Source organism: Paenibacillus hunanensis, from assembly GCF_034055775.1.
Classification (GTDB): Bacteria; Bacillota; Bacilli; order Paenibacillales; family Paenibacillaceae; genus Saccharibacillus; species Saccharibacillus hunanensis.
On the sequence record NZ_CP139194.1, the window covers coordinates 4,025,249 to 4,046,973 of the forward strand.

Below are 21,725 nucleotides of genomic sequence, written 5' to 3' on the forward strand. Positions count from 1 at the left end.
AGACCTAAAAATCCCTGACCGGACGACGCGTCATATGACGCAGAAATCCCCAGTCGGAGTTTTTTAGGTCTTGCCTGCTTTACCAGTAACACACCCGGATATTCTGTTGCTGACACCTATTCTATACCTCTCATTTGCAGCAAGACTATAGAGAGAACGAACCAATTTGATTACTTCAATAAAATCTCTTTTTTCGTAAATTTTCATGAATAATCATCATTTTTAGTCTCATTTTCATAGTTTCAATCCTTATCGTTTGTCAGAAAAAGGGCTATTTTTGTTACTTTTTAGCTAGACACGCCCTGGAAATGAATAGTTCTGCTTAGTTGCTATGACAGGTATATGGAACTATGTAGCGACACTTTACAAGCAAGTTTGCTATCGATTTTTATCTAAAATGGTTCATCGAGCTTGTCTATCACCTTCTACGCGTAGATTGTCAACGGGCGGGATGTCCTAACCTTTCCTGCAAGCGTTGTAGCTCAATCGCGATCAGTACACGCTGACTATCTGTGCAGCTGTATCCATATTCATCCTCCGCATGATCAGTCATCTCCTGCGCATGCTCATACCAGTCGGCATACTTTTGACGAGCGATCACAATAATCTCTTCATCTAATTCAGCGGCAGGATGACCGTCCACTGATGATTGTAAAATGCTTTTCAACTGACTGATCAAGCGTTCGTATGCTGCTGATTTGCGATCCAGCGGTTGATTCAATACATATTCGATATCCTCTACCATATCGCGGATTAGCGCCGCCAGACCAGCAGAAGCGACACCCGAACCAGCGTTCATGACCGCGGTATGAATGTGCATCGCGATATATCCAACCTCATCCTCCGGAATATCGATATGCAGACGCTCGGCAATCAATTCGCGTGCATATAGCCCGATGCGGAATTCTGCTGGATAGAGAATGCGTATTTCCTCCAGCAATGTATTGTGAATAATCATACCACTACGTAGACGCTCCAGCGCATGAGACAGATGGTCGGTCAGCGCAATATGAATATGCTCGTTAAACGACACGTTCAATTCCTTTTCAGCATGAGAAATAATATGCTCGGACACGGCGATTTCTTCCTCTGGCAGCTTTTGCAGCATTTCCTGCAAATAGCCGTATCGCTCCTGATCCTCTAAAATAAATATTTTCTCAATACGGCTCGGATCGACCACATCGTTTTTACCTTTTTCAAATGAAACGCCGCCGCCCATCACAATCTTCTCCTGTCCCTGATCGTCGACGATGACAGCATTGTTGTTCAGAATCTTTTTGATTTTCATGTCATCCACCTCCACAATACATTATGATGAACGTCTGCCTCTTCCTAGCAATAGGGTCAGCGCAAAGGCTGTCCCGGTCGCCAGTACAAAGCCAGTCATATAATGAACAAAATTAGACCAGCCAAATGGAATAATAAAGGCGAGCATCGGAATACCCGTCAAGCCAAATGAGCTTGCCACCACATGATGCCAGCCGATATAAGCACCGCCAACCGCACCACCTGCGGCGGCAGCGACAAAAGGTCGTACCAGCTTGAGATTTACGCCAAGCGCGATTGGCTCCGTAATGCCTAGAAAGGCAATGAGCGCTCCCGGTAATGCCGCCTTGCGTAGCCCGGCATCGCGAGTACGCATATAGACTGCCAGACCCGCTCCGCCCTGCGCGACATTAGCCATAGACCAGATCGGCAATAGAAAATTAACAGCAATCGTCGGATTCGAGATCAATCCCGCCTCGATCGCCTGCAAGCCCTGATGCAGTCCAGTCAGTACGATACTGCTATACGCACCACCCAGCACCAGACCAAACCATGTCCCACCATAGGCGTACAGATGCTCTAATAGTGCAGCACACCAATGACCGAGCAGCCCTGCCAGTGGCCCGATAATAAATAACGCCAGCACACTACCGCCTAGCAGTGACAGCACTGGAATGACCAGTACATGTACGGAGCCGGGAATAATACGGCGCAAATATCGTTCCAGCTTTGCCATCAGCATAGCCGCCAGAATAACCGGAATTGCTGTTCCCTGATAACTAAACTGCGGCAATGCTACCAGTCCGAACGATGAAATGACCGATGGCGGCATTCCACCGCTACCGACAATCTCCGGTCGTGACATCAGCATGCCAAGTACCGCACCCAGCACAGGTGTACCGCCAAAGCGCTTGGCAGCATAATACCCGAACATCACGCTAATAATTTGAAAGATCGAGCCAGTCAGTAGCTGTAATAGCCGGAACCAGAGCGCTTCAGTTGGCGCCCAGCCGAGAAATTGTAACAGACTGACTGTACCGAGCAGAATGCCTGCGGCTACGAATACAGGAATCATCGGTATGATAATATCGGAAAAGAACGCTACCGCATCGATGATACGTCCGATGAATGAACGCGGGGCGGCTGGCGGTATATTGCTAGCTTGAGCAGAATCAACGGTTGATGAGAAGGACGGCTGTTTTGTTGTTAGCAATTTGTCGGATACAGATGCAGGCACTGGTTGCTCCGCCGCATGCTGTCGGTTTACTGCTTCCGGTTTTCCATCCTGTTCCATTGGTTCCACACTATGATGTTGCTCCAGACCATTCGATTGCATCAGACCGTTCTGTTGCGCTGGACGGCTCGGTTGCTCCGGAGCGTTCCGTTGCTGTAGACTTTGCTCCGCTTCCGTCTCTGCGTTTTGTTGATGCGCCTCAGCATCTCCAGCCAGGGAAAGATCAGACATACGCTGCAATTGACGCTCGATCTGCCGATGCAGTCGAAACGTTAGCTCTGGCCCGACGATAATTTGCAGTTGTCCGCCAACCTGACGTATATTTTGCACCTCGGGTAGTTCAGCAAGGGCGGAATGATTCGCCAGCTCAGGACGATGCAGTCGCAGACGGATACGAGTAGTGCAATGCAGTACATCCTGCACATTAGACCAGCCACCAGACTGCTCGATAAGCTGTGCTGCCAGCTCCTGCATATGCTGCCTGCGCTCACGCCGCTTCGCCGCTGGCGAATGTTGATCTTCCTGTCGCATGGGCATTCCTCCTTTGCTTGCTGCTTGTTAAGTCATATCATTGTACATGTCGTTCATATAGAGAGGATTTTTTGAATATTTGCTCATAGATTATAGGATTACGGATCGAATGATAACATGTTCTCGTTTTATTTAGCGTATGATAGCGATATACAGTATAAGGGACGCTTGGATGCTATACGCATATCGATGCAGTCCTACTACATGAATACCACCCTCTATATACGATATCGATACAGTAGGATCAGATACTTGTATGTCTGCTATATCGCTGACCTCGTACAACTTTGACAGTATACGGCACATTTCTGCCTAATACAACTTTATTCAGAACCGGTTCCATTTTCTTTTACAACAATAATTAAGAAAGAACCCGTCTCCGCTGACTTACATTGCAGAAGAACGAGTTCTTAGCGTTTAAAGGATAGCGTGGAAATTAACGAGTATCAGTTCGCTGCTCACCTGGCGATACATAGGAGATTGTGCCTGATTGATTGGTAACCGTTCCACCTACATTATAGATTCTGCCCGTTTGATGATAGATATTGTCTGCCTGAATTATACCGGATTCTTGCAAATAACTATCTCCCCAGCCTCCACGCAAATAATAAGTGAAATTGTGATATTTGAGCGGAATATCTCCCCATTTATCCTTTAATTGAAATGTTAATAGATCATTAAGAATACTAAAACCTTCATGTGGTCGATCTGCACTTAATCCGTGTGCTTGCCATGTGATTACGGGAAAGTCATCTTTAAATTCGATGAATGAAATCGTATCTCCGTAGATATAATAGAAACGCAAGGCTTCACCTTCTGGAAACAGAAACTGGCGATCCAGCCTTTCTCCATCTGGCTTGACCTTCAATGGCTGTTGTAAACTATGTACACCTGGGAAACCAAACACATTACCGTCTGTAATCAACTTGCGTACTGTTGCCAGATCGCCTTTATTTAAAATCTGCCGATTGTACGTACTGAGCGGCATTTGAATCGTCAATATGCCCTTGCTATACGTATATGTGTAGTCTAATTCTCGGATAAAAGCAGCTGGAATATACACTTGACCGTTTATCTTCTGTATCGGTGTACGGAGCTGATAAATTTCTTGCCGAGCTTGATTAAATGTGTAGTCTCGTTGACCAAGCTTTAACGTGTACACTTGACCTGGCCACGGTGCAACGCTAATGGTGCCGTTGGAAGCAACCTGAAGCTGGGAATGGGTCGCCTGAGCAAGCTGACGTAGTGGAATCATCAGTTGATTCTTTTGAATAATGATGGCTCCTCCATCCAGCTTTTGCCCATCAGGTGTAACGATAGTCAATGTTGCTGCTGCCTTTACACTTACCGCAGGGAGTAGTCCGATCATAATCGCGAATACAGGGATGAACCAGAACCATTTTATCTTTTTCAATATCCATCTTCCCTTCCATCGTATTGAAGTTCTTATTCATAGACTTGGATATAGTGGAAAAAGTTGCATATGAAGGAAGATGGAGTTGTATATATCCTTTATACGAATACGATTATGGTTGATCCTCATCCAATTCAAAGGATACCGTCCATGTGCCTTTGATCTGTCGAACGACCTTGCCATATTCAAGGGATAACCTAATATGTTCTCGCTGCTGGTCATTTAACGAAGCAGGCACTGCAAATTGCTGTGTGATCACATTGTCCTTTGACTCGCGATTCAAAGAAATCAATTCTATCGTTTGATTCCCCTGCTTGACATGTGCTATTAAACCATTCATATCATCCTTTAGGTTCAATGTGCCTGGCGATACTCCGGTTATGCTTTGCTCCCGTTCAACTTGATACACGACCGTAAGCTTCTCCTTATGATTTGACCATACCATCTGCTCAATCTGGATAGGTGTTGGCTGTGGAGCCTGTATAGTGTACGAATGACCTGCTTGTACCGATTCTGGTAAAGACACTTCGCTCCGCTGAATCAAATACAGGTCTTTCATTTGCAGCAAATAATTCTGTCCCTGGGCTATATCATAAGCTTCATCTAACGAAAACGTTTCGTCCACGCTACGCATGCCTGGCTCGGTAAATCCATTTAACTTCGTTTGAATTGTACTTTTATTATCTGCATTCACAAGCTGACCTTCAGCAAATGTCGCCATATTGTAGCCAGATTGCCCGATCCCATTCACACTTATATTTACTTTTAATGACTGCTTTCCTGCTTCGTCCTTGCTTACTGTAGCTGTATTTACCTTTAGTCCCGTGCCATTATGTACCGTCTCACGATCTACAAATGCAGTATAGGAATCTGTATTAATCTGCTGCTCGGTGTGCTGCTCCATCGCTTTGCTATCGGTTATACCCTCGGTTGACGAATTATTTCCATTGAAATAATTGTTAAGGATGACGATAATCACAACGACAACAATACCTGCTGCGCCAAACGTTCCGATATGTCCTTCTCGTCCGCGCCTTTCTCGATCATCCTGCCAAAATTTCCATTCGTTCCGCTTTGACATATACGTACCTCCTTGATCAACTTCCTCTCTACTTTACCAGATCGGGTATCTGCTCCGCATGCGATAAAAGTTCCTTTTCTATCTATTCTTCTCATTATAAGGAAAATAAAAAAAGCTTCCGACTGATGGCATATTGACCATTCAGTCGAAGCTTTTGATTATAGCTTATCAATTCGATCTTCGTTATTCATCTCGTTATATTCGGTTAAGAATGAACTTCGAATCAAGAAGCAAGAGGTACCGATTGCTTCGCTTCGGTAGGTTGCTGTTGTCTGGAAATCGCGAACAATACGCCCCAGATCAATATGAAGCCGAGCAGCTGCGGCCATGTGATCAGCTGTTTGTATACGATCCAGTTGATCAGCACACCAGCCATCGGGAAGCTCAGCTCTGCCAGCGTAGCCACAGATGCCTTCGTCGTAGACAAGCCTTTGTAATACATGAGCAGGCTGAGCAGACCTGGCAGCAATGCCTGTCCAAGCAGGTTGAGCAGGATCAGCAGCACTGGAACCGTACCAGCTGGCAGACCCCATGCCGCATTTTCATGTACAGTCAGGACGATCAGCAGTGGAATCGCAAGAATGAAGCGCAGCGAGGTAACTGTTTCGTACTTCATTTTACCAACCATCAGACGTCCCATCACGGTCGAGCCGCCCCATAATGCAGCTGCACCAAGCGCGAGTAGCGAGCCGACCTGAGCGATATCACCCATATGTCCGATCGGCAAGGTGAAGCCGAAGGTAAGCAGATACGTACCTGCTACTGCCAGCACGAACAACCAGCCAAAGCCGCGCGGCAGCACTTCCTTGAGCAACAGACGCGCCAGAATGATCGCGAACAGCGGTTGTAGCTTTTGTAGCAGCAGTACAGCGTTCAGATCACCATAAGTCAGACCCATCGTGAACAGAACGGTAGCAATCGCCGAGCCGCCCCATGACAGGAACAGCAGGGCACCGATATGCTGCCATTTCAGCCCTCTTAATTCATGACGATTCACCCATAGAATTGGAGCGGCGGCAAGCATCGCCACCAGATGTTCCAGTAATACGATCTGGGTCGAAGTGAACGTTTCGAGCAATAAAATACGGAATAACGGATCGACACCCCATAATGCCGCTCCGAAAAATACGAGCCAGAATCCACTTTTAATCGTACGTTGCTTCGTTTCTTGTGCAGATTGAAATTGATAATTGACGTTTTCCATCATTCAAACTCCTCATGTCTTTAGAATTTGAATAGGCGATCTCATACGGAAAGCCCCTGAGCATCGGAAATCGACATTCAGGGGCTGATCAAATAAACATGCCAGGATCGTATTATGCGAGCAATATGCATCAGCAAATACACCTGAACAGGTTCATTTATTGATCTTCTCCCATCCGGACTTTACCGTCGGCTCTGGAATCACACCAGATCAGTCGACTGCTCCCTACAGAGCAGCGAGTCGCGGGCTATTGCCGAATGAATCGACATTCACCGCCGGTTAGGAATTTCACCTACCCCGAAGATCTCTATTCGATTAGTTGAAATCATAGTCAAAATTTACAATAATGCTTCTTTTCATTAACCACGAGAAACTTTTTTGAAAATTTCAGTAGTTAACCGTTCAATAAATCTCATTATAAAGATACTTTTAGTAACTTGCAACTGGTTTAGCAATAAAAAATAAAATTTCTTTAATTCTGATCTGTTAACACGGAATTATTTGCTTTTGTATCCTTCTTTACCTCCAGCTACTCCTTTCATTTTACGCATTTATGCAAAATCAAGATTTCTTTAGGCCTAAAATAACATTTCGTTCCTTATTTTGTTGTTATATGGATGTCAGGACGCTATAATAAACCTGATTTATAGTAAGACCATCTTTACATAATCTAAATTTTGAAAGGGGTAGAGTTATTTGGATTACAATAATGCACCTCCAGGCTATCCGCCACAGCCGGGTCAGCCTGCACCGGTTATTAGCGTTAAGGAATGGATGATCACACTGCTTTTACTCGCTATTCCACTCGTTAACCTTATCATGCTGTTTATCTGGGCTTTTGGAGGAGGAACGAATATTTCCAAGTCCAATTATGCCAAAGCAGCTCTGTTATGGGCAGCTATCTGGATCGTTGTTTACATTATCTTCTTCGTTCTGTTTGGTGCAGCGATGTTTGCGGGCTTTAGCCGCATGGAAAACATGCCAAGTAGCTACTAATACTCTCGCAGAAGTGCTGTAGCCTACAACTGTTCAATGCTTCAAACAACGTATATGGTGATTGACTAGAGCATCTTAAGTCCCATCATTTACCTGAGTTGAATCAGCCAAAATGAAGCAAACGATTGATCATGAAATACAAAAAAAAGCAGTTCCTATAACAGGGGCTGCTTTTTTCTATGTGTTGCTCGCGCATATAAATAGGATTTAGCTAGTTAAGGGTTAGAAGATAACAACGAAGAGGATAAGTGGTGACTGTATTTCAGTAGTCTATATCTAGAGCTATGTGACATCATTATACCTTCGCTCAGCTGACAATATTACGCGATGCTACAGCTTTATCTTCTCATCTATACAGGTCAAAAGAATAGGCTTATCTGTGATCGTAGTCGCTGTATAGACTTCTTTCTAGCTACTTCAGCGACTTTGATGCTTTCCCTGTCAGTAACGATCAAGCACCAGCTGTGTTTTCAGCGAATCCTGTGGTACGAGCCATCCTTGAGCTTGCAGTGCCTGCATCAGCTGCTGACGGTTGCTTGCTGCATCGGAATACGAATCCGCTTTGAAGGAAATTTCGATCACTGGCTCTGTACCTGTGCCGCTTGCATTGCGAATTGGCCATACCTCTACATCGATATCCAGACCATTCCAGCTTCCTTCATATTTGCTTGCCATGACAGGGCCATAGACACGGGAGTTTTTAAGCTGATCTTTGCCCCATTTTGTGGACTTCCAATTTTCTAGCTTGCCTGGGATTTTATCAATTACCATTTCCAGCGCTTTACTTGCGGAAGGTAACGATGCGCCGGTGTCTGATGTTTTCACATCTTTATCATTGGATAGGCTAAGCGTCTGCTTGCCATATCCCCAATCGACCTCAGCTTCATAATTTGTATCACTCGCATCAAAGCCTTCCTGATTCGCACGCGTCAAGGCTGCATCAATATCACCATTCACGACCGAATAACGCTTTTTGTACGTGATCTCGTACTTGGATTTATCTTCTTTTTTGCGCAGGCGCACATTCCAGCCTTCACCGTTCAGACTCTGGCTGTTGGTGTCGAAGTACTCCACTGCAATCTTCTGTGGCTTGGATGGCAGAGCGAATGTACTGCTCAATGCACTACCTGGCGCACCGTTTGCATTCAATACATCCTGATCCAGTACAAACTTAACCTCGTACGTTGGCGTCAGGTTTGCCGCTGCTTCTGTCGTAACGGGCTGTGCCACCATAAATGTGCCTGCCAGCACTGTACCGCTCATCCATACGGCTACTGTCTTTTTCCAGCTTCCTGTTAATCGATTCACCTGTTCCTTCTCCCCTTTTTCGTTTGGAATGAGTGTTGCGCTTGAACCTCTTTAGTGTAGAAAATGGGCATTAGCGCGGAATCAACATTTCTATGGTGGAGCGTCAATTTTATATATAGTCTCTATATGGAAACGATGAATTATTCGATGGAGAACTACAAATGGATACCTACAAAACGAAAAACACCAGCTCCGCTTGATCCGCGGAATCTGGTGTTTGAGGATGCTTCGATTTATGATATTTACCGTATGATCTGTTAACGAGCATTCAAATGATTCTCATTCAAGTCATATGGGTCAAGCGATCCGTCTGTACTAGAAAGCTACTTTGACATTCTATAATTGATTCTCTAATGATCACTGGTGCTCTAAAATTCCAGCCTTGCCGTTGGAATCAAGGAGTGAATATTCGGGTATCCTTGCTGGCGCAGCTGTGCAGCTAGCTGGTCGGTTCGTGCCTGAGGAGCATGCACCAGCACAGCTGGAGGGCGGTTCAGCTCATGTAACATCCTTTGCACATCTGGCAAGCCCTGATGTACCTTGTAACGAACGCGCTCGATCTGACAGCCGTCACGGGGCTGCGAAGTGGCGACTAATTGACTGCCAGGCGAGCCTTTGGCAAGATGCCCGGTAAAGATCACTTTGCTGTGTGGGTCATGCTGTAGTCGCTCATAGTGCTGACGTGCCAGCTTCGTTTGCAGCATGCCGTCCGGGGTGAAGATTATTTTACTGCTATATTGTGCATATCGTATATCGGTTTCCTCTGCATCGGATAGCGGATATAACTGTGCATGATGCAATAATTGATCGATTCGCTGCTCGACTCCATGATGCAGCCAATCGGTATAGCTTCTTAGTAGCTGCAAGCCTTCCAGCAATGCGGATTCTACAAGCAATGGAATATGCGGGTATTGCTCACTTGCCCATAATAATAGCTCCTGTCCTCGTCCATAGAGCGGTACAGGCAGTAGAATGGAGCCGCCCATTTGGATAGCTTCATCTATATGTGTCTTGAGCTGATGCAGTTTCTCGATTTGCGATTGTGGATCATCTCCATAGGCGGCGTCCACAATAGCGAGATCCAGCTGCGGTATGATTGGCGCTATTTTATCTGACCGCTGCTCCCACTGCCATTGCTCGGGATGCTCCAGTTCACCATGAACCGTCTGTAGCACCTCTGATCGGTTGAGAGAATGAGATAAATGTAGCGGTCGATCCGCTACCAGTGTCTGCGATTCAGACGTATAATCACCGGAAAAGAAAATGTACTTTCCCTTCCAGCATAAGGTGAGCCAGATCGAACCGGGCAGATGCCCCGAACGTCCCCAGCAGATGTCCAGTCCGGGCTGAAGCTGTCCCCATTGTCCGGCGAGAACGATATCCTCCAGATAGCGATAACATATACGCTGCTCATCCTCATCATCATATGGACGTGTTACATGACGCCCATCCGTATAATTGCGCCATGCGTTAAAATACGCAGGCAACTGCTGTACCGTCGCTCTTGTCGTCCACACCTGCCCCTGATAGCCATGCCGATACAAAATAGGCAATGCGATACAGTGATCCTCATGGGCATGGGATAGAAAGACAGTCTGCAAGCCGCCGATCATCTCCTCTATATTATCCACCAGCGGATATTGCCCGCCGTCTTCTTTTTTCACACCATAATCCAGTACAATATGCTGTCCTTCCTCGGTCAGCAAATAGCTGGAACGCCCATGCTCTCCCGCTCCGCCAAGTACCGTTAATTGCATACGATACTTACGGCTGCTTACTGCCTGTAGCAGGCAATGCATTCAGAATGAGCAATAGAATCGTCGTGATACCGACCGATACGACTGCCATAGCCATCCCCATCGAGACAGCCCCCTGTTCAAACTGGGCAAAAATATACGTGGCGGACGTCTGCATCGACGGCGGGAGAATAAGCAAGGACGCTACCAACTCACGATTTGAAATAGTAAAAGTCATCATCCAGCCCGCAATAATACCGGGCACGAGTAGCGGTAGCAAAATACGACGGAACACGTATAATGGGCGACCGCCCGACATCGCACCTGCTTGTAGCAGAATCGAGTCAATCTGACCGTAATTTGCTTTGACATATTGCACGGTATACGGCAGGAACAACACCACATACGTTAACACAACCATGCCATATGTATTGTACAGCGGTACAGGCATCCAGGATGAATTCCAGAATAGAATGAGTCCGACGACAATTACAATGCCTGGCACCGTATTCGGCATCAGGCTGAACAGATCGATCCACTTTTGCGATACACGGCGACTGCGATCTACCTTGAGTGCCAGGAATGTACCGATCACTACGGCAATAGTGGAGGAAGCTAGCGATAAGGTGAAGCTGTTGATCAGCGCCTGCATGCTGTCTGAGCCTGGCTGTAATAACTCGGCATAATGCGCTAGCGTCCAGTTTCCTGCCGCAATGCCGAGACCACGCAGCTTGAGCAGCGAAGCGGTAATAACAGAGAAGTACGGAATGCCAATCGACAGCACCAGTAATATGATCACATACGCCCAGCTCAGTACACCCTTCCAGCCTCCTAAGCGATAGCCGCTCTGACGACTGCCCTTTCCTCCGGTCAAACGATACGAATATCGGCTACTTAGCACACTTTGGATGTACCACATGACCAGACATACACTGAGCAGTAGGGAGGCGAGCGCAGTTGCTTTTCCAAAATCAATCGGCCAGCTGGAAATGTATTTATGAATCTCCGAGGTCATTACATAATAGCCGATTCGGCGTCCAAATGTAGCCGGTGTACCAAACTCCGCAATCGTTTTAACAAAAATAAGCAAAGCACCCATCACATAGCTGGATAGCAGCAATGGCAAAATGATTCGGCGAAAACGATACGCAGGCGAACCGCCATGCAGAGCAGCTGCCTCCTCTGTACTACCACTAATTTGCAGCAATGTATTACGCAAAATCAGATACAAAAATGGAAACAGATGCAAGCTCATAATAAGCACCATGCCACCCAGACTGAAAAAAGCAGGTGTCCATGCCGCAGATGCAGGCAGCAATTGCTCCATATACCCATTCTTTTGCATAAAGAGCATCCAGCCCATCGAGCCGATATAGGGCGGAGTCATAAATGGAATAAGTAGAACGACATCCAGCCAGCGCCAGCGTCCAATCGCTGAGCGTGCCATAATCCAGGCTAGCGGCAATGCTAGTAGCGTCGTAAGCACAATCACAAGCGCGCCAAGCCAGAGTGAATTTAGCATAACCGAACCGAGACTACTGCTCGTAATCGTATGCCACGGTGCCAGCCAATCGATCGTTCCATCGCTATCGATCGCGGTACGGAAAATGAGCAGAAGTGGTAAAACAATCAGTACGGTCAGCAGCAAAAATGCTGCGACCGTACTCCATCTTTGAAACCAGTATGCTGATGTATGTGTCATTGTGCCATCCCCTTTACTTCAAACCGAAGCTTACTTGTACAGCTCGGTAAAGCGAGTTGTTACGTCTGCACCGTGCTCGTCCATCCAATCCCATTTCACTGGATAGGTTTTAATATCCGATAGATTCGTACGATTCTCAGCCTTGATATCTGTACGTCCTGGCAGCAGGTACGCTTTAGCTACAAGCTGCTGTGCTTCATCAGACAGCAGATAGTCGATAAATTGCTTCGCTTGCTCCTCGTGCTTGGTAGTTTTGATGATCGCAGCTGGACGCGGGCTAATGACTGTCCCCTCAGATGGATACACGATATCGACAGGCTCGCCGTCTTTTTTCGCTTTGTATGCCATATAGTCTACACCTGCCACAACAACATCCTTCGCCCCTGTAATGACGGGATCAAGCGCCTCCTGGTTAGCACCTGCCATCGCTACACCATTTTGCTTATATTGCTGGAACAGCGACCAGCTGCTATCACCCTTTGCACTCAGGTAGCCTGTAATGAAATCCAGGGCTGAACCGGACAACGATGGATCAGGAATGTTCACTTTATCCTTCCATTGTGGCTGTGTTAGCTCTTCCCATGAGGTAGGCGGCGTTTGCACCTGTTTGGTGTTATACACAATGCCCAGAGCAGATGCGCTGTAGCTAAAGTAATTACCATTAGCATCTGACCAGTCCTTCACCAGCTTATCGTGATTAGCTGCTTCTGGATAAGGCAGGGTCATGCCTTCTTTAGCCATCGATTGCATAGACGGTAAAGATGCCAGTACGACCACATCGACGACCGGATTCGATTTTTCAGCTTCCATACGAGACAGGACCTTCCCTGTTGTTCCCTGGAACATTTCGACCTGAATGCCTGTTTTTGCTTCAAAGCCAGCCTCGATCTTTTTTGCCAGTCCTTCCGGGCCTGCACTGTAAACGACAAGCGTGTTGTCACCCTTACTCGCTGTGCTGCCTGCTGCACTTGTTGTACTGTTGCTGCCTGTATTGCCACAGCCTGCCAGTGCCGTACCGAGCATCGCTGTTACAGCCAGCATACCTGTCGTTTTCCACATCTGATTCCAATTCATGAATAATTCCTCCTGAATAATAGTAGTTAATGGGGTTAAACGTTTGCTTTGATGCACCGTTGTACATGCTCTTATGTGACTCATTGCATAGGATAAGCCAGGAATCGTACCACATATGTTAAAGGATGCGAAAGTACCTACTTCTAGCCTGTCCTTAGCACTTCTTATGAAATATGCTGTCTTCCTACAGATGAAGATGACGTATCGTTCGCATCCATTTTTTCTGTTGCTGTGCTTGTACGTTCACCTACCGTGCACAGATGCTCCGCCGAAACGTAAAGCTGTACGATACTCCCGATGCTCATGCGCTGATCGTGATACGCGGTCCAGCTTCGCCCTTCTCCAGCATTCAGCTCAATTTCATATCGATCGCCCATATAGCTAACCCGCTGTACGGTAGCCGTATAGCTGTGCTCTCCAGCTTCTCCCTTTGCTTCCCAGCGTCCATGCTCTGGACGAAATAGCGTCTGCTCTGGCTCGATCCAATTCGACCGACCGATAAAGCGAGCAACGAATGAATGCACGGGCTCGCGATAAATCTGCTCCGGTGTTCCTCGCTGCAATACATTGCCGGACTGCATGACCATAATCTCATCCGACATCGACATCGCTTCCGTCTGATCATGCGTGACATATAGCGCGGTTAGACCAAGCTCACGTACCAGACTCATCAGCTCATCTCGCATATCCTCTCGCAGCATCGCATCCAGCGCGCTAAGCGGCTCATCAAACAGGATCAGTCCTGGCTGCATCACAATCGCTCGGGCAAAGGCAACACGCTGCTGCTGACCGCCGGATAGCTGATGCGGCTGTCGCTTTTCCATGCCCGTCAGGCGTACCTGCTCCAGCGCATGCTGGACACGCTCGCGGATTTTATGTTTCTGCCCATTAGCTTTGAGGCTGAATGCTACATTTTCGTATACGGTCATATGCGGCCACAGGGCAAACTCCTGAAAGACCATGCCAAAATGGCGCTTATGCGGAGGCAGGTTCACCCGACGTGTCTGCGAGAATACCGGCTGACCATCGACTACAATCTCACCACTATCCGGCGTTTCCAGACCCGCAATCAGCCGCAGTAATGTCGTTTTGCCACATCCGGACGGCCCCAGCAGGGTAGTGAATTTACCAGCTGGGATAATCATGTCTACAGGTTTCAGCGCCTGCACACCCTCATAGCTCTTACTTACGCCTCGAAGCGTAATTTCTGTCATCTGCCTTACTCCCCTCTATGTACTTGTTGCTTTATCGATGATCTATGAATACTGGCTAACATCCACCAGCAGGCAGCGAATCGTTTGCTCTACTGAACTCAGTATAAAAGGTGAATTTGTCCGGCATGTGTGGGGAATGTAAACGAAATATCAATTTTTACTATGCTCTATTTTGATAATCATCGAATAATTCTATGCTAGATTGAAGGTGGAGGTGTGAAATGAACCTGATCAAACTACAAATTGTCGAGCTGCTGAATCGCCATCAGAAAATTACAGCCGTTGCTGATGAGCTGGGCTTGAAGCAGCCAACCGTTACATTTCATATGAAAAGTTTGGAAAAGGAAATGGGTGTCACGCTATTCGAATCGCGCGGTGGCAAAATATTGCTACGCGAGCCGGGAAAGGCGCTACTGCATTATGCGACCAAAATCAACGCACTCGCTGCCGAGTCCAAACGAATTGTGCAGGAATTTGGCGCACTGGAGCGAGGACAATTGCGTATCGGTGCAAGCTATGTACCGGCAACGTATTTTCTGCCCGATCTGATTCATACGTTTAGCCATCAGCATCCAGGTGTACAGCTCTCAATTGCAGTCAAGACCGCACCGGTCATTCGTGATATGCTGATCAATCATGAGATCGATATGGGGATCATGCTCACTGAGCCATTTGAGCATCCTGCCCTTGTGAAAGGTCTGATCGGTGAAGATCAGATGGTGGTGATCTTCACTCCCGATCATCCGCTGGCTAATGAAGCCGAGTTGAATCTGGAGGTGCTACAGCGTAGTCGTCTGGTGCTACATAGTCATGATTCCAGCACACGCCAGATTAGCGATCGCTGGATACGAGATAGCGGGCTTGAGATTCCTTCCTTTATCGAGCTGGATTCTGCTGAAGCGATCAAGCGTGCCGTGATGCTAGGCGGTTACGCGGCATTTCTCTCACGGATGGCAGTTGAGGAGGAGCTTCGTAGCGGTAGACTTCATATGCATAGCTTGCCGGATCAGAAGCTACGTCGCTATCTGTATTACGCCTACAACAAGGAACGCCATTACTCCGGCTTGATTCATCGCTTTGCCGCTTGCTTGAATGAACCGACAGTAGCGCTCGGTTCGCCGATAGTATGAATCATGCGGTTGCTCTACAAGATAAGAAAGCAAAGTATAAGGACGCAATCTATTTTTCTATAGCGTTTGCTATAGCGCAAATCAATATACCATACTACTAGAAGGCTTAACTTGCACATGGATCCAGGCGATATCAGCATAAAAAAGAAGCGTACAGCCGCATTTCTATGCCTAGCTGTACGCTCCTTTAATGATCAATTACCTGTTAACCAAATACGAGTTGCTCCTCTGCTAGCAAGGAGTGCACCTGCTGAAAGCCCTCCTGCTCCAGACGCAGTGCCAGTCCATCAGTTCGTGGAACCGGTGCATGCACGAGCAGGGTACGCGGACTTTTCAGATCGAGCAGCATTTGCCGCACATCCGGTAGCCCCTGATGCACCTTGTAGCGCACATGGAGAATCTGACAGCCCCGATGCTCCATATCCATCATGAGCGTCCGTCCAAACGACCCCTGTGCCAGATCACCTGTGAAAATTACACGATTATCCTGCCTTGCTGCGACCCGCATATAATGCTGTTGCGCCTTACTTGACTGCATCATCCCATCATCGGTAAAAATGAGCGCAGAGGAATGAGCTTGAATCAACGCCTCACGGGATGAATCATCGGTCATGCTATGTAGGCGCGTTGATTGAAGCAGTCGCTCAATTCGCCCTACCCCATCTGGCTGTAGCCATCGCTCGTCGGAAGCAAAAAGCCTTAACGCATCCAGCAATTCTTGCTCGACCAGAATCGGAACTTTGGGAAACTGCTCGTACGCCCATAGCATCAGCTCCTGCCCACGTCCATACACAGGCACCGGCAATAGCACCGTACCTGAGTGCAGCAGTGTTTCCTTCATATACCGACCAAGCTGAGCCAGCTTATTGCCCTGCCGATCGGTATCCACACCATACGCCGCATCTACAATCGCCAGATCGAGATCGGGAATTTGCCCTGGCAACGGATGAGCGCGCGATACGATACGTGAATGATGCAGTGGGCGATCCGCTTGTAGCAAGCGCGACTCGGCGCTGTAATCGCCAGTATAAAATATTTTTTTGCCATACCAGTTGAGCGTAATCCAGATCGAACCCGGCAAGTGCCCAGCTCGTCCCCAACAGATTTCAAGCTCTGGACGAATCGAGATCCATTCTCCGGGCGGTGCCATATCCTCAAGATAGCGAAATTGTAGCTCGTCTTTGCTCATTACTTCCGCCTGTGTATGTACGCCACGCGCCTCCGTAAGCGCATAACGCTCATATTCCATCGTTTTCAGGCAGACAGGTAGCTGGCGCACTGTAGCTCGGGTCGTCCAAATCTCACCCTGATATCCATAGTGTTGCAGGATTTGCAGACCGCTGCTATGATCCTCATGAGCATGCGATAAAAAGACCGCCTGTAGCCCCGGCACAATTGGCCCAAGCCTGGCACGCTCCCCATCATATTCCGGCTGTATATCCATTCCGCAATCAAGCAATATATACTGATCGTCGCGCCGAAGCAGATAGCTGGAACGGCCATGCTCTCCGGGACCACCAAGAATAGTAAGCTCCATCATGTTAGTCAACTCCATCTGTTTTCACCGTTTTTCAGCAGAATCGGCTTCCATCATTTTACGTAGCTTTGAATGTATACAAGAGCAGCACGTTTCTTGATCAGTATAAAGGCTTAATTTGCAGACAGTGTATGGACAATGTAAACGCAATATAAACTTTTTGGATAGAGCTTCCACTTTTTTTTATGATACTCATACAATACTGTACATCCTCTTTACGAACATGCCATCTGGATCTGTCGATTGCTTTCAATAGATGTATATCCATAGGCATACAAAAAAAGCGTACCAGCATGCACTCAATGAATGCTTGCGGTACGCTTTTTATGACGGTTCACAACCGAAACGGTTATGAAGAGAAGTTCATCGTAAATCGGTCTTATTTCAAGCCGTATTTTTTGTTGAACTTGTCTACGCGGCCACCCACGTCTGCGTTTCTTTGTTTACCAGTGTAGAACGGATGAGAAGCAGAGCTGGTATCAACACGAATTACAGGGTAAGTGTTACCATCTTCCCACTCCATAGTTTCGCTGGAATACTTCGTTGTTCCACTCAGGAATTTATATCCACAGCTAGGGTCCAGGAAAATAGCCTGTTGAAATTGAGGATGTCCTTCTTTTTTCATGAGTAATCACCTTATTTCGTAAAATTAATCGCACTATTCCCATTATACACTGTTGATTCAAAATGTCAAAGAACTTCTGCTTTTTTCTGGCATTAATTTTTAAGGAATTTTATGTTGTTTTTTAAAGTCGTAAAACTAAGTATGTCTGTTGTTATGCGAATAGGAAACAAAATATTCGCCCTCTATCACTTCGATAGAAAGCAAATATTTCATCGAATGCACTTTTTAAAATTTTATGGCTTACCCTTTTCATCTGCTAGCGCGTATTTTAACTCTCCTGAAGTGCGGCGAGCTCACGCGCAACCTCTTCAATCGTATGAGCAAAAATAGCTAGCTCCTCCGAGCTTTGTGCTTGCTGATGAGATAATTCTACATTTTGCTTAAAATCGCCCTCTACCTGAGCAAGCTTACGCAAAATAACTTCCAGTGTACCGTTGATATCCTGTAGCGCACTATGGGAAGAGCCTGCCAGCTTACGCACTTCCTGAGCGACAATGCTAAAGCCTCTTCCATATTCGCCCGCATGAGCCGCTTCAATCGATGCATTGAGTCCGAGTAGATGGGTCTGATCGGACAACTCACGCATAAGCGAGCCTACTTTACCGATTTGCTTCACTTCATCGCCCAGCATATTCATTTCTTGAAGCGAGTTTTCTTGAGTAGACGCGATATGACTGGCAGAATCTGAAATCGCACGTGCATTCGCATTCAAACGCGCAATCATATCGCTAATTCGATTCACAACCTCGGTAATTGCCGCTAGCATATGCTCCTTTTGCTCACCCATTTTGCGAATCTGGCTTTGCTCACGTTCCCCATAGGCTTCCAGCACAAGCTGTGAATCCAGATTGAACATTTTGGTCAGTGCATTCAGCACGTCGATCCATTCCTCCGGCAGCTCTCGACTGAGTACGCGTGCTGAAATGTCGGTATAGGTCATATACGTACCTAGATAATAATCCAGATTCAGACCGATCTGCGAATGAATGCGTCCAATCTTCAAACGCGTCTCGATGAATTCGTCATCAACTTTGCCACCAGCTAGAGATAGCCAGTAATCTCGCTGGGTCTGCTTGAGTCGATGGACAGAGGATTGATTGCGCTGAATCACCTGCTGTAGATCAGGATAACGTTCTATATGGTTGTAAAAGTAATCGACGACCTCATCTACAACTTTTGCGAATATATCGCGATGCTTAGATAATAAAGATAATTCTTTTTCAGTCAAACCTATATATTCCAATTGTCTCAAACGTGTTGCGACAACATTAATCATGCCAAATGTCCCCCTTTTTTATATCCCCGTATGGATTCTCACCCATATCAAATTCACTTATTTTCACATAATTACTCAATAATTACTTATTAATATTTACATCGGATCAATGCTACCGTTATTTTAGTAAAGAATGCCGAATTTTAAGAGTCGATGTCGAATTTCAGACCATAATCATGGATGCTTCGCTAGCCTCGCTTCGCATTCTTCGTTTAATCTATTGCTCCGGAAAGAATATGAACACGTATCTACTGTTTATCGCGTTATATTATTCCTTTATAATGATAATGGTACACAGAACAGACGCTTGAACAGGATCACGGCATAGCTTGATGATCCAGCTATGAAGGAGAACGTATACGATATGGCAGTACAACGCGAAACCGAGCTTTATTTACCGATCAAGCATTTTTTTGTCAAACAGGGCTATGAAGTCAAAAGCGAAGTACGACATTGTGATCTGGTCGGTGTAAAACATAACGAGAACGAGCCCTTGATTATCGAGATCAAAAAAACATTTAATCTGGCACTGCTGCTGCAAGGAATCGAGCGGCAAAAGCTAAGCAGCAATGTGTATGTTGCCGTTGAACGCAATCGCGCGAAAAAAGGCGCTGCTAATCAGCGCTGGAGCGAGCTGATTGTATTATGTGAGCGGCTTGGACTCGGACTGATCACGGTGACCTTTTACAAAACCAAATCGCCACTGGTTGAGGTTCTATGCAAGCCTGTCGTCTCTACCAACACGGTCACTCCGCGCAAAGGTAGCCGCCGCGAACGACTTTTACGGGAGCTTACTGAACGAAGCGGCGATTATAATCTGGGCGGCAGTACAGGCGTAAAGCTCGTCACCGCTTATCGGGAAAAGGCGCTACGAGTAGCGCAGGCACTCGGTGCACGCGAAGGCATCTCTCCGCGCGAGCTTAGAGAACAGAGTGGCGTTGCATCCACGGCTACGATTATGCAGGCGAATTACTATGGCTGGTTTGAACGCATCGCTCGTGGCAGCTATCGCCTGACCGATGCTGGCAAGCAGGCACTGGATGATTATGTGCACATTATGAATCGCTTTGGTTCCCAGTAGACGATTCACGTTAAACGAAATCGATGTATTTACGATGCACCAATGCGGATGCAGTATAGAATTCATATCCGGTATCCGCGTGGAAAGGAACTCATGAGAACAGCAAATGCCAATATGATGAAGCAAATCAATCTCCACCATGTGCGTCAGGTGATGAAGCAAGTTGAAACGGCAACCAAGCCACAGCTCGCAGCGTTAACAAAGCTGAGTGTGGTGACGATCAATTCCCTTGTGCGTGAGCTGCATCAGCGCGGTGAGATTTTCGAGGATGCACTCGTTCCGTCTAATGGTGGTCGTCCCGCGCTAACCTACCGTTACAATTATGATTTTAGCCTTGGACTGGTTATCTATATGAAGGATCGTGGCGGAAAGTTTCTGCTATCCAGTGTCATTATTAATTTGGAAAATCGTGTACTGAGCAAACGAGAGCAGATCGTCCCCTCATTTCAGCAGGAAGCACTGTATCAGCTGATCGACGAATGTGTAGCCGCCTATCCAGCGATCCAGTCCATTGGAATTGGCGTACCTGGTCAGGTCGTTGATGGCGAGATCGTAATCAGTAGCCACCGAGAGCTAGAGGGCGTACGCATCATGGAACAGATTGAGCAACGCTTTAACCTCCCTGTCTTCCTTGAAAATGATGTGAATGCAGCTGTATATGGCTATCATACGAACCAGCAGCTAGGTGTCGATCGTACGGTCACAGGTCTTTATTTTCCTTATCTGTATCCACCAGGTATGGGAATTCACCAAGGCGGCAGATTGATGCGTGGCAAAAACGGGATGGCGGGTGAGATCAAGTTCCTTCCGTTCGATATTGACTGGTATACCGAATCAAAGCCAGAACGAATTGCAGATGCAATCGGCTGGATCATTCAAAGTGTGAATTCCATTCTCGCGCCCGATCATATGGTGATCTATCAAAATCATGTCGAGGAACAGGCATGGCGACAAGCTCTGGAGACGTATCGTACCCGCTATCCAAGCCCTGTCTATCCCGATCTTATTCAAAAGGAAAACTTCGAGGATGACTTTGAAGCTGGAATGCGCTCACTGACATTACAAGCGCTCCAACCTGTTGCTTCCTACGAATGATGTGGTTTTGGTACTATTTTCAAAACTGCTCTGGAAAAGTTGCTCTTGAATTATATTCTAAAGCCATGAATCCTTTTACTGGATTGATGGCTTTTACTATTTGGATATTCCTATTCTTCACGAAGTAGAGAAATACCCGAAACATACATGATACATGAATCTGTATCCACTTAATAAAATATCTTTATAAAGTATTTAAAATATGCTATCTTGAACATGTT

General features: G+C 46.7%; 17 protein-coding genes and 1 riboswitch. Of the genes, 4 read left to right on the forward strand and 13 right to left on the reverse strand.

Annotated features, from left to right (window positions below; genetic code table 11):
- Positions 1-439 precede the first annotated feature (439 nt).
- The 5 genes from SK066_RS16345 to SK066_RS16365 all read right to left on the reverse strand — a co-directional run bounded on the left by SK066_RS16345 (position 440) and on the right by SK066_RS16365 (position 6,730).
- Complete coding sequence (locus tag SK066_RS16345) at positions 440-1,288, reverse strand: PRD domain-containing protein (protein ID WP_320542275.1); 849 nt, start codon at positions 1,286-1,288, stop codon at positions 440-442.
- Between the two features lie 21 nt (positions 1,289-1,309).
- A complete protein-coding gene (locus SK066_RS16350) occupies positions 1,310-3,031 on the reverse strand; it encodes a PTS transporter subunit EIIC (RefSeq protein WP_320542276.1) in 1,722 nt (573 codons plus the stop codon).
- A gap of 436 nt (positions 3,032-3,467) precedes the next feature.
- On the reverse strand, positions 3,468-4,445 hold the full coding sequence (locus tag SK066_RS16355; protein WP_320542277.1) for a stalk domain-containing protein: 978 nt from the start codon (positions 4,443-4,445) through the stop codon (positions 3,468-3,470).
- Positions 4,446-4,557: 112 nt separating this feature from the next.
- The gene (locus SK066_RS16360) at positions 4,558-5,526 is read right to left on the reverse strand and encodes a hypothetical protein (protein WP_320542278.1); all 969 of its coding nucleotides are present in this window, start codon (positions 5,524-5,526) and stop codon (positions 4,558-4,560) included.
- 223 nt (positions 5,527-5,749) lie between these two features.
- The gene (locus SK066_RS16365) at positions 5,750-6,730 is read right to left on the reverse strand and encodes a DMT family transporter (protein ID WP_320544905.1); all 981 of its coding nucleotides are present in this window, start codon (positions 6,728-6,730) and stop codon (positions 5,750-5,752) included.
- 159 nt (positions 6,731-6,889) lie between these two features.
- Positions 6,890-7,039: riboswitch (FMN riboswitch) on the reverse strand.
- Between the two features lie 387 nt (positions 7,040-7,426).
- Here SK066_RS16365 and SK066_RS16370 point away from each other — a divergent pair.
- Complete coding sequence (locus tag SK066_RS16370) at positions 7,427-7,726, forward strand: hypothetical protein (protein ID WP_250342712.1); 300 nt, start codon at positions 7,427-7,429, stop codon at positions 7,724-7,726.
- A 441-nt stretch (positions 7,727-8,167) separates the two neighbouring features.
- Here SK066_RS16370 and SK066_RS16375 read toward each other — a convergent pair whose 3' ends face one another.
- The 5 genes from SK066_RS16375 to SK066_RS16395 all read right to left on the reverse strand — a co-directional run bounded on the left by SK066_RS16375 (position 8,168) and on the right by SK066_RS16395 (position 14,760).
- Positions 8,168-8,989: a hypothetical protein gene (locus tag SK066_RS16375; RefSeq protein WP_188774046.1), complete on the reverse strand. Its 822-nt coding sequence runs from the start codon at positions 8,987-8,989 to the stop codon at positions 8,168-8,170.
- A gap of 413 nt (positions 8,990-9,402) precedes the next feature.
- The gene (locus tag SK066_RS16380) at positions 9,403-10,791 is read right to left on the reverse strand and encodes an MBL fold metallo-hydrolase (protein ID WP_320542279.1); all 1,389 of its coding nucleotides are present in this window, start codon (positions 10,789-10,791) and stop codon (positions 9,403-9,405) included.
- Between the two features lie 7 nt (positions 10,792-10,798).
- The gene (locus tag SK066_RS16385; protein ID WP_320542280.1) at positions 10,799-12,472 is read right to left on the reverse strand and encodes an ABC transporter permease; all 1,674 of its coding nucleotides are present in this window, start codon (positions 12,470-12,472) and stop codon (positions 10,799-10,801) included.
- 30 nt (positions 12,473-12,502) lie between these two features.
- Positions 12,503-13,546 carry an ABC transporter substrate-binding protein gene (locus tag SK066_RS16390; RefSeq protein ID WP_188773888.1) on the reverse strand — a complete coding sequence of 348 codons (1,044 nt, stop codon included), beginning with the start codon at positions 13,544-13,546 and terminating at the stop codon, positions 12,503-12,505.
- Positions 13,547-13,710: 164 nt separating this feature from the next.
- The gene (locus SK066_RS16395) at positions 13,711-14,760 is read right to left on the reverse strand and encodes an ABC transporter ATP-binding protein (protein ID WP_320542281.1); all 1,050 of its coding nucleotides are present in this window, start codon (positions 14,758-14,760) and stop codon (positions 13,711-13,713) included.
- 221 nt (positions 14,761-14,981) lie between these two features.
- Here SK066_RS16395 and SK066_RS16400 point away from each other — a divergent pair, with 221 nt between their 5' ends.
- Positions 14,982-15,890: a LysR family transcriptional regulator gene (locus SK066_RS16400; protein ID WP_320542282.1), complete on the forward strand. Its 909-nt coding sequence runs from the start codon at positions 14,982-14,984 to the stop codon at positions 15,888-15,890.
- A gap of 205 nt (positions 15,891-16,095) precedes the next feature.
- Here SK066_RS16400 and SK066_RS16405 read toward each other — a convergent pair whose 3' ends face one another.
- From SK066_RS16405 to SK066_RS16415, 3 genes are all read right to left on the reverse strand, one after another.
- The gene (locus tag SK066_RS16405; RefSeq protein ID WP_320542283.1) at positions 16,096-17,430 is read right to left on the reverse strand and encodes an MBL fold metallo-hydrolase; all 1,335 of its coding nucleotides are present in this window, start codon (positions 17,428-17,430) and stop codon (positions 16,096-16,098) included.
- 376 nt (positions 17,431-17,806) lie between these two features.
- The gene (locus SK066_RS16410) at positions 17,807-18,052 is read right to left on the reverse strand and encodes a type B 50S ribosomal protein L31 (RefSeq protein ID WP_188773884.1); all 246 of its coding nucleotides are present in this window, start codon (positions 18,050-18,052) and stop codon (positions 17,807-17,809) included.
- 268 nt (positions 18,053-18,320) lie between these two features.
- Positions 18,321-19,328, reverse strand: a complete 1,008-nt coding sequence (locus SK066_RS16415) for a globin-coupled sensor protein (RefSeq protein ID WP_188773883.1) — start codon at positions 19,326-19,328, stop codon at positions 18,321-18,323.
- 364 nt (positions 19,329-19,692) lie between these two features.
- Here SK066_RS16415 and SK066_RS16420 point away from each other — a divergent pair, with 364 nt between their 5' ends.
- Together SK066_RS16420 and SK066_RS16425 are read left to right on the forward strand one after the other, a co-directional pair.
- Complete coding sequence (locus SK066_RS16420; RefSeq protein ID WP_320542284.1) at positions 19,693-20,409, forward strand: DUF2161 domain-containing phosphodiesterase; 717 nt, start codon at positions 19,693-19,695, stop codon at positions 20,407-20,409.
- Between the two features lie 153 nt (positions 20,410-20,562).
- Positions 20,563-21,504 carry an ROK family protein gene (locus SK066_RS16425; protein ID WP_407673827.1) on the forward strand — a complete coding sequence of 314 codons (942 nt, stop codon included), beginning with the start codon at positions 20,563-20,565 and terminating at the stop codon, positions 21,502-21,504.
- Positions 21,505-21,725 lie beyond the last annotated feature (221 nt).